Raw genomic sequence first — 8,679 nt, 5'->3', positions numbered from 1 at the left:
TCATCCCGCTATCGCCGGCATAAAGCGGCTGCGCTTGCCGGGCGCTTTGGTCGATTGCGGTGGGCCTTCCTACCCGCAAGCGGTGCGACTGCTGTCGGAGCAGCTGCACCAGAAACGTTGACCGCCCCGCCTAACGGATGGCATGGGGGCGCCGGCTGCGGGTATAGCTCAATGGTAGAGCGGTAGCCTTCCAAGCTTCATACGCGGGTTCGATTCCCGCTACCCGCTCCATTTCCCTCGCTTAGCCGTTGAGCCGGCCCCGTCGTGAAGCTAAGCTTCGGCGCGGCCGATGCGTCGGCGAGAGGGGGAATTCGAGATGCCGAACGCCGAAGCCGGCCCTGTTTACAGCGAGGCGGTCGCGCTGCTGCAAAAGGCGCTGGTACTGTGCGACGATGCCGCGATCGGCAGGTCGGCAACACCCCACCTCGATCTCGCGCTCAACCTTTTGCTGGCGGAATATCAGGCATCACGGACTCTGGCCCCAACCCGAGACTGACCAGCGACCCCAGATAGGCCGAGATCGCCATCCGCGTCTGATCCGACAGGCGGATTATGGTCTGGCGCGGGCGGGCCGGATCGGGCGTCTCGATCACCATCTCCTCCTGCTTGAGATAGCCGAGCCAGCGCAGCGCGACACCTTGCGGCACCGTCGAGGCGAGGCAGGATTCGAGCACGGTCACCGGCCGGCCGTCGGCGTCGGCGACGAACAGGTTGAGCAAAATGTCCCACGCCGGGTTGCTGAACAGCATCGGATCGAAATAGCGGTCGCGCTGCTTGCGCCCCGCCAGAACCTGGCGCGCGAATTCGGTCATGTCTGCGCTATGCATGGCCACGGCCCTTTTGGCGTCCTGGATCAATTTGCGGGTCTGGCGGTCGATCGGATCGACCCCATCCATGCGGGTAGGAATAGTGGACACGCTTGGTCTCCCAACAGAGAGGCGTTGAAATCAATTGTGCGGAAGCGGACGGGCCAGCTCATCGATCGACCAGCCATTGCGATAACGCTGCGGCAGATCGCGCACCCAGGCATAGTCGATGCCGTAGCGCGCGAGCCGTACCCGATGCCGCCAGGTCGCGGCGACAAGCAGGATGATCTGGGGATAGGCCCAGATCGCGACGGTCGCATAATAGGCCTTCGGCAAGATGTCGGGTCCCAGCGGCTTGGCCAGGTGGCCGAACATTCCGCACCCGATCATGCTTGCCTGCACGATCGGCCAGAAACGGGTGCTGTTCAACGCGACCGCGGTGATGATGCCGAACAGGGCCATATCGGTCAGCGCGACGCCCACCTCCATCGAGGCATAGGCGCCGGCCGTCGGCCGCAACGCAAAGGACAGGATGATCGTGAATAGCCCCGCAGCCAATTGCGCAGCACCCGCAATCCGTTCGGGCGCCCCACCCCGTACGGTCGCATAACCGCACGAGGTGAGCCAGAAGACCGCGAAGATGTACTGGTGCAGGTGCAAGTCAGTGCGCGCCCATCTCGTCCATCGGGTCGGGCGAAGCGACCGGGCTGTCGCCGAGATCGCCCCACCCAACTTCGGCGAGGTTGGTTCGGCCCATGATCTTGCGCAGATCATGGTGCGTGGCGATCGCGAGCGAGCGCATTTCCAGCCCGGCCGTCAGGCAGGCGTGAATTCGCTCGACCGCGCGCTGCGTTGCCTGCGGCAGGATATGAGCCTCCTGCCCGGCGACCAGGATTTCGGCCATCAGGCGACTGCTATCGGCCAAGGCACCGTCGATCGTGGATTTGAGTTCGTTGATGCCTATCTGCACGCGGCGGCCGCGTGAAGGGGCATTGATGGGAGAAACTAAGGCAGTCTGTGCAGCCATGATACGCAAACCGTGCGGAAGCACGGCTCCCCTGTCAGTGGAACTGCTGAACGATCCTGCTAACACTCTCCCCGATGGAAACGGTCGCCACCGCCGCGATCAGCAGGGCGATCATTCCGCCCAGGATCATAGACAGTCGCGCCCATGCCGGGAGCGTATTCCAGGGCCGCCCCCTCGTGGGGAAGAACATGAGGCTTTGGCGGCCGCCACGGTCTTTCGGCGGCCACAGCTTCAGCGCAGCGGCGGCCGGACCACCACGTAGGGAGTCACCGTATATGGCCGTTCCATACGTGCTGCGGCCTTCATGCTCGGCAAGAAGCAAGGCGGCATCGAGGCTGCGCGCGACCCCCAATTTGCGCCGTGCGCGGGCGAGCCGCTGCTCGACGGTGGCGGGGCTGCGGCCGATGCGGCGGGCCAGTTCCTTCTGATCGGACACGACCAGGAAGAGGCGCAATGCCTCTTTTTCCAGGTCGCTCAAAGCGTCGATCAGATCGGCCCCCATGTGCGAACCCTACTCTGCCTTTGCGAGAACGCAAAAGGCCTATGGTTTCCGCACCCTTTCCGGGGGCGAGCGACAGTCAGGATTATCAGCCGCCGACGCCCGCGACCGGGGGGCCGGAAGCGACGCGCGGCATGCGGTTCCAGGCATCGAGCGCGGCGATCTTGTAGGCTTCGGCCAAAGTCGGATAATTGAACGTATTCTGGACGAAGAAGTCGAGCGTGCCGCCCAGGTTGAGCACCGCCTGGCCGATATGGATCAGCTCGGTAGCGCCCTCGCCGACGATGTGGACGCCCAGCAATTTCTTGTCGGCCAGCCCGAACAGCATCTTCATCATGCCCGACTGCAGACCCATGATATGGCCGCGCGACGTCTCGCGGAAGCGCGCGATGCCGACTTCGTAGCGTATCCCCTTGGCGCGGACCTCTTCCTCGGTCAGGCCGACGGTCGAGATTTCGGGCACGGCGTAGATGCCGTAGGGGAAGAAGGCCGGCGCCGGTTCGAGCGGCGTTCCGAAGGCGTGACAGGCCGCGATCCGCCCCTGCTCCATCGAAGTCGAGGCGAGCGCGGGAAAGCCGATCACGTCGCCCGCGGCATAGATATGCGGGACATCGGTCTGGAAGGTGACGGGATCGACCTTGAGGCGCCCTCGTGAATCGACTGTCAGCCCGCAGGCCTCGAGGCCCAGTTTATCGGTCGAGCCGACCCGCCCCGCGGCATAGAGCAGCATCTCGGTCCGGATCCGCCGCTCGTCGTCGAGGATCGCGACCGGCCAGCCGCTGTCGTCCATCTCGACCCGATCGAGCTTGCAACCGAGCCGGAAGGTGACGCCGCGCTTGCGCAGTTCGTGGACGAATTCGTCGATGATCTCGCGGTCGATGAACTCGAGGAAATTGGGGCGCGGCTCGACGATCGTCACCGGCACGTCGAGCGCGGAGAAGATCGTCGCATATTCGAGCCCGATCACGCCCGCGCCGATCACCGTCAGGCTGCGCGGCACGCGCGGCTCCGCCACCAGCGAATCCGAATCGACGATGCTCTTGTCGTCGAACGGGATATTGGCCGGGCGATAGGGCTTGGTGCCGACCGCGATCACGACCTTGTCCGCCTTGAGCCGGACCGGATCGCCCGACGGCGGGGTCACTTCGATCACATGCGAATCGACGAAGCACGCTGAGCCCGCCATCGTCTGCACGCCGTTGCGCGCGAACTGATGCTCCAGCACGTCGCATTCGTAATCGAGCGTCTTGGCGAGCCGCGCGCCGAGATCCTTGCCCTCGATGTCCTTCTTCACGCGATAGGCGAGGCCGTAAAAGCCGCGTTCGCGCCAGCCGGACAGGTTGAGCACGGTTTCGCGCAGGGTCTTGGACGGGATCGTGCCGGTATGGACCGACACGCCGCCGACGCGCAGCCGGTTTTCGACGACGAGCACCGACTTGCCGAGCTTGGCGGCCTGCACCGCCGCGCGGCGCCCCGCCGGCCCGGAGCCGATCACGATCAGGTCGTAGCGCTGCATCTTACCCCCAGCCTCAACCCAAAGACGGGTAGGACGAGGCTAACACATAGAAGGTGACCGTAAGAAGATGGTTAAGATTACGGCGCCGCGATTACTTCCGCGCCGCCGCCGTCTTGTCGCGGATCGCGCGGAATTCGCTGTCGGCGCTCCAATTGGGCCATTCGCGCGAATTGGCGAGGCGCTCGCCCAGATTGAACAGCAATTCCGCGTCGAGCACCTGGCCGGTCGCGTTCCAGGCGGGCGTCCATTCGTCGGCGGGCTGATGATATTTGTCGCGGACATAGGCTTCCGCATCGGCCTTGCCCGCCGCGCGGCCGCCATTCACCAGATCCTCGCCGCTCTCGATCGAGATCGCCGGCACGCCGCGCTTGGCGAGCGTGAAATGGTCCGAGCGATAGAAGGAACCGGCTTCGGGCCGCGCATCCGGCGTGAAGCTGCGGCCCTGTTTCTTCCCTTCCTCGATCAGGTCGTCGAGCAGGCCGAGCTTGGCGCTGCCCGAGATCGAGAAGTCGCGCGCCGGCCCGGCGGTGCTGAGCGCATCGGTGTTGAGCATGCCGACCGTCGTGCCGAGCGGGTAAAGCGGACTGGCGCCATAATATTCCGAGCCGAGCAGGCCGCGCTCCTCCGCCGTCACCGCCAGGAAAACGACCGAACGCTGCGGCTTCGGGCCTTTCGCGAAGGCGCGCGCCATCTCCAGCAGCACCGAAATGCCGTCGGCATTGTCGACCGCGCCATTATAGATCTTGTCGCCCTTCGCATCGGGCGCGCCGACGCCGAGATGATCCCAGTGCGCCGAGTAGATAACGGTCTCGTTCGGATATTTCGCCCCCGCGACGCGGCCGACGACATTATGGCTGACGATGGTCGAGGCATCGACCGCATAATCGGCCGAGAGCGTCGCCTTGAGCGCGACCGGCTTGAAGTCGCGGCTCTGCGCGGCCTTCTTCTCCGCTTCGAAATCGAGGCCTGAATCGGCGAACAATTTGACCGCGAGATCGCGCTGGATCCAGGTTTCGAACGGCGTGTGCGTCGCCTTGGGATCGGCGCGGACGATATCGAACGTGCCGTTCGCGTTCGAATTCTTGACCGTCGCCCAGCCGTAGGATGCCGGCGCGGTCTCGTGCACGATCAGCACGCCCGCCGCGCCGCGCCGCGCGGCTTCCTCATATTTGTAGGTCCAGCGGCCATAATAGGTCATCGCCTTGCCGCCGAAGTCTCCCTGCCCGGTTTCGAAATCCGGGTCGTTGATCAGCACCACGATCAATTTGCCGCGGACATCCATCCCCTTGAAATCGTCCCATTTCCGCTCAGGCGCGGTCACGCCGTAGCCGACGAACACGATCGGCACGTCCTTCAGCGTGACATGTTTGTCGCCGGTCAGCGGCGCGCGCACCGCGATCTGCTCGCCCTGCGTCAGCGGCAGGACCGTGCCGTTGCTGGCGATGCTCAGCGTCGGCGCACCGACGATGTTGGATCGCAACAGCGGCACCGCCTGCGTCCACAGTCTTTTGCCGTCCTTGAGGTCGCCGCCGGGCTGCACGCCCGCCGCCTGGAACTGGCTGACGATATACCCGACCGACTTGGTCTCGCCCGCCGTCGCCGGGGCGCGGCCTTCGAACGCGTCGGACGACAATATCTCGACATGGTGCGACAGGCGCGCCGGATCGAAATGGGTGGCCTGTGCGAAGGCCGCGGCCGGAAGGGCGGCGAGTAGGAGCGCGAGCTTGGTCATGGCCCGAAGCTTGTCAGCGAGCGGCGGGTGGATACAAGCGCTTTCTATGGAAGAGTCGGGCAAATCCGCTGACGCACATCGACACGTGGAGTTCAGATTGAGCGCGGACGATTTGATCCGCACGAACCTCGGTCTTTTGAAATGGCGTCAGCGGCAGCCGGTAGCGCGGCTGATGCGCTGGGGCGCCGTTGCGGCGATGGTGCTGATCGGGCTGTATACGAGCCGGCCCAATAGCCCGCTCGTCATCGGATCGGTGATCCTCATCGTCGCCATTCTCATGCCTGTGAGCGCCAGGCTGTTACAATTGCTTCAGCAGTTCGAGATCAGGCGGCGCGTCCGGAAGACCTTCGCGCAGCATCGCACGCTCCATCAAACGATGGATGTCGACTGGAGCGATACCGAGATCTGCTTCGCGACGCCCAACAGCCACACCCGGCGGCCATGGGGCCACCATGTGGCCTGGAGTTTTGACGGGCGCGTCTTTGCCGTGTTCGCGACGGACAGCCTTTATCATCCGATCCCCGCAGCTGCCCTGACGACCGAACAGTTGGACGACCTTTCAACGCGGCTGCGCGAGGCGGGCGTGCCCAAGCAGTAATTTGTTGCACACGGCAAGAGGCCCGGCGGAGCGCCGCACCCTGGCCCGCGTCAAAATGATCCCGAATGCCCGCTATTGCGTCGTGAGCGGCTGCACATAATCGAGCAACGCCTTCAGCGTGTGGCCCGGCTCCTCGATCATCGGCAGATGCGCCGAATTCTCGAACCAGACGATCCGCTTTGACGGCGCGCTGAGCTGCTTCATCCAGGCGTCCGCGATCGGCCACGGCGTCGTATAATCGTGCCGCCCCTCGAACAGGATGATCGGCACGCGCAGTTGGTGCAGATCGCGGAAGCTGTCGGTCAGTCGGGGCAGCATCGTCGTGATCGTGAACTGGCTGCCCGCGGCAGCGGCCTTCAGGTCCGCCGGGCTATAGTCCGGAGAGAGCTGGCGGATATCGAAATAGAAATCGGTGTTGCTGCGATAGGCGGCCAGCGCGCCATAGTGGATCGACCATTTGCGCTCCGCGGAAAGGCGATCGAGAGCCAGCGGCCCGACGCCGGGATAGGGTTGCAGCGCCTCCAGTTCGCGGATCGCTTTCGTGTTGTGCGCGGCCCGCGCCTGCGCGAGCGTCCAGTCGAAACCCCGCCGCTCATTCTCGTGCCAGTCGATCAGCTGGCCCATCCCGACATAAGCGTAGAGCAGATCCGGGCGCTTGGCGGCGACCGCCAGCCCGACCGCCGAACCGAAGCTGTGGCCGAGCAGCACGATCTTGCGCTTGCCATATTTGCGGCGAAGCAGTTCGATCAGCTCGATCGTATCGTCGCGATAGCGGTCGAGCGTCATCGTCGGCGCCAGCGCCTTGGGATCGCTCAGCGGATAGGATCGCCCCGCCCCCCGCTGATCCCACTGGACGACCGTGAAGAATTCCTCCCACGGCCGCTGGAAGGTCCACGCCATCGGCATCTCGGTCGAACCCGGCCCCCCGTGGATGAAGAGCAGGATCGGATTGGCGCGATCCGCGCCGCGCACGTTCACGATCTGGCGCGCACCGCCGAGTGTAGCAGTGAACGTCTCCTGCACTCCATCGGGCGCCACGATATGCTGGAGATCGGCGACGATCGCGCGCGACGGCACGAACGGGTCCTTCGTCGCGGGCTTCGCGGCGGGATGCGCCACTACATGATGCGAGGCCGGCGCGCGCGCCACAACCGGCACGGCCCCAACCGCAAGCGCACAGCACAAAAGAAGACGCCCCCCGACGCCGGCCAGGGGGCGTTTCATGTCGTTAGGCTTTGGCCTCCGCCTTCGGCTTGCCCTTGCGCTTCGGCTTGGGCGCGGCAGGCGTGACCTCGAAGTTGAGCACGCCGTCCTTGAGGTGCACCTTAACCTCGCCGCCATGGACCAGCTTGCCGAACAGCAATTCCTCGGCGAGCGGCTGCTTGATCTTCTCCTGGATCAGGCGGCCCATCGGGCGCGCGCCGTAGAGCTTGTCATAGCCCTTCTCGGTGAGCCACGCCTTCGCGTCGTCGTCGAGCGCGATATGCACCTCGCGGTCGGCGAGCTGCAGTTCGAGTTGGAGGATGAACTTCTCGACCACGCGCGCGATCACCGGCGTCGGCAGATAACCGAACGGCACGATCGCATCGAGGCGGTTGCGGAATTCCGGCGTGAACATCTTCTTGACCGCTTCCTCATCCTCGCCCTCGCGGGTGAGGTTGCCGAAGCCGAGGCTCTCGCGCGCCATGTCGGACGCGCCGGCATTGGTGGTCATGATCAGGATCGTGTTGCGGAAATCGACCGTCTTGCCGTGGTGGTCGGTCAGCTTGCCGTTGTCCATCACCTGCAACAGGATGTTGAACAGGTCCGGATGCGCCTTCTCGATCTCGTCGAGCAGCAGCACGCAATGCGGCTGCTGATCGACCGCGTCGGTCAGCAGACCGCCCTGATCGTAGCCGACATAGCCCGGGGGCGCGCCGATCAGCCGGCTGACCGAATGGCGCTCCATATATTCGGACATGTCGAACCGCTGGAGCGGAATGCCCATGATCGACGCCAATTGCCGCGCGACCTCGGTCTTGCCGACGCCGGTCGGGCCGGTGAACAGATAATTGCCGATCGGCTTGTCCGGATCGCGCAGGCCGGCACGGCTGAGCTTGATCGCGGACGAGAGCGTGCTGATCGCCGCATCCTGCCCGAACACGACCCGCTTGAGATCGGTGTCGAGCGTGGCGAGCGCCTTGGTGTCGTCGGTCGAGACCGATTTCGGCGGGATCCGCGCCATCGTCGCGATCACGGCCTCGATTTCCTTGGCGGTGATCGTCTTCTTGCGCTTGGCCGGCGGCACCAGCATCTGCATCGCGCCGACCTCGTCGATCACGTCGATCGCCTTGTCGGGCAGCTTGCGGTCGTTGATGTAGCGCGCCGACAGCTCGACAGCAGCGCGGATCGCCTCGTCGGTGTAGCGAACCTTGTGGTGCTTCTCGTAATTGAGTTTCAGGCCACGCAGGATTTTGATGCTGTCCTCGATGTTCGGCTCGTTCACATCGATCTTCTGGAAG

The 8,679-nt window shown here is 64.6% G+C and carries 9 protein-coding genes and 1 tRNA gene; 2 read left to right on the top strand and 8 right to left on the bottom strand.

Features of this window, described 5'->3' with window-relative positions; genetic code table 11:
• The first annotated feature begins 157 nt into the window (after window positions 1–157).
• Window positions 158–231: transfer RNA gene (locus VK533_RS05890), tRNA-Gly, on the top strand.
• Window positions 232–437: 206 nt separating this feature from the next.
• Here VK533_RS05890 and VK533_RS05885 read toward each other — a convergent pair.
• The 6 genes from VK533_RS05885 to VK533_RS05860 all read right to left on the bottom strand — a co-directional run bounded on the left by VK533_RS05885 (window position 438) and on the right by VK533_RS05860 (window position 5,580).
• Window positions 438–917: a hypothetical protein gene (locus tag VK533_RS05885; protein ID WP_324375911.1), complete on the bottom strand. Its 480-nt coding sequence runs from the start codon at window positions 915–917 to the stop codon at window positions 438–440.
• A gap of 30 nt (window positions 918–947) precedes the next feature.
• Complete coding sequence (locus tag VK533_RS05880) at window positions 948–1,466, bottom strand: hypothetical protein (protein WP_324375909.1); 519 nt, start codon at window positions 1,464–1,466, stop codon at window positions 948–950.
• Between the two features lies 1 nt (window position 1,467).
• Complete coding sequence (locus VK533_RS05875; RefSeq protein ID WP_324375907.1) at window positions 1,468–1,776, bottom strand: hypothetical protein; 309 nt, start codon at window positions 1,774–1,776, stop codon at window positions 1,468–1,470.
• Between the two features lie 91 nt (window positions 1,777–1,867).
• Window positions 1,868–2,335, bottom strand: coding sequence for a sigma factor-like helix-turn-helix DNA-binding protein (locus tag VK533_RS05870; RefSeq protein ID WP_324375906.1), 468 nt, complete (start codon window positions 2,333–2,335; stop codon window positions 1,868–1,870).
• A gap of 85 nt (window positions 2,336–2,420) precedes the next feature.
• Window positions 2,421–3,848 (bottom strand): Si-specific NAD(P)(+) transhydrogenase, encoded by a 1,428-nt coding sequence (sthA, locus tag VK533_RS05865; protein WP_324375904.1) that lies wholly within the window; start codon window positions 3,846–3,848, stop codon window positions 2,421–2,423.
• A gap of 91 nt (window positions 3,849–3,939) precedes the next feature.
• Entirely contained in the window at window positions 3,940–5,580 is a 1,641-nt protein-coding gene (locus VK533_RS05860) for a M28 family metallopeptidase (RefSeq protein ID WP_324375902.1), read from the bottom strand.
• Window positions 5,581–5,677: 97 nt separating this feature from the next.
• On the opposite strand from VK533_RS05860, the gene VK533_RS05855 reads away from it, so the two are divergent.
• Complete coding sequence (locus VK533_RS05855) at window positions 5,678–6,178, top strand: YcxB family protein (protein ID WP_324375900.1); 501 nt, start codon at window positions 5,678–5,680, stop codon at window positions 6,176–6,178.
• Window positions 6,179–6,250: 72 nt separating this feature from the next.
• On the opposite strand, the gene VK533_RS05850 is transcribed toward VK533_RS05855, so the two are convergent.
• Both VK533_RS05850 and VK533_RS05845 read right to left on the bottom strand, forming a co-directional pair.
• A complete protein-coding gene (locus VK533_RS05850) occupies window positions 6,251–7,402 on the bottom strand; it encodes an alpha/beta fold hydrolase (RefSeq protein WP_324375898.1) in 1,152 nt (383 codons plus the stop codon).
• A 4-nt stretch (window positions 7,403–7,406) separates the two neighbouring features.
• Window positions 7,407–8,679: AAA family ATPase (locus tag VK533_RS05845; RefSeq protein WP_324375897.1), on the bottom strand; the 1,273-nt coding region annotated here is incomplete at its 5' end.

This window comes from Sphingomonas sp. (assembly GCF_035317925.1).
Classification (GTDB): Bacteria; Pseudomonadota; Alphaproteobacteria; order Sphingomonadales; family Sphingomonadaceae; genus Sphingomonas_I.
Note: the sequence above shows the minus strand (reverse complement) of the source record. Positions and strands in the feature narration are given on the sequence as shown.

Coding starts and splice junctions, on each gene's coding strand:
- VK533_RS05850 (WP_324375898.1), bottom strand. CDS start 7,402: ATGAAACGCCCCCTGGCCGGCGTCGGGGGGCGTCTTCTTTTGTGCTGT.
- VK533_RS05860 (WP_324375902.1), bottom strand. CDS start 5,580: ATGACCAAGCTCGCGCTCCTACTCGCCGCCCTTCCGGCCGCGGCCTTC.
- sthA (WP_324375904.1), bottom strand. CDS start 3,848: ATGCAGCGCTACGACCTGATCGTGATCGGCTCCGGGCCGGCGGGGCGC.
- VK533_RS05870 (WP_324375906.1), bottom strand. CDS start 2,335: ATGGGGGCCGATCTGATCGACGCTTTGAGCGACCTGGAAAAAGAGGCA.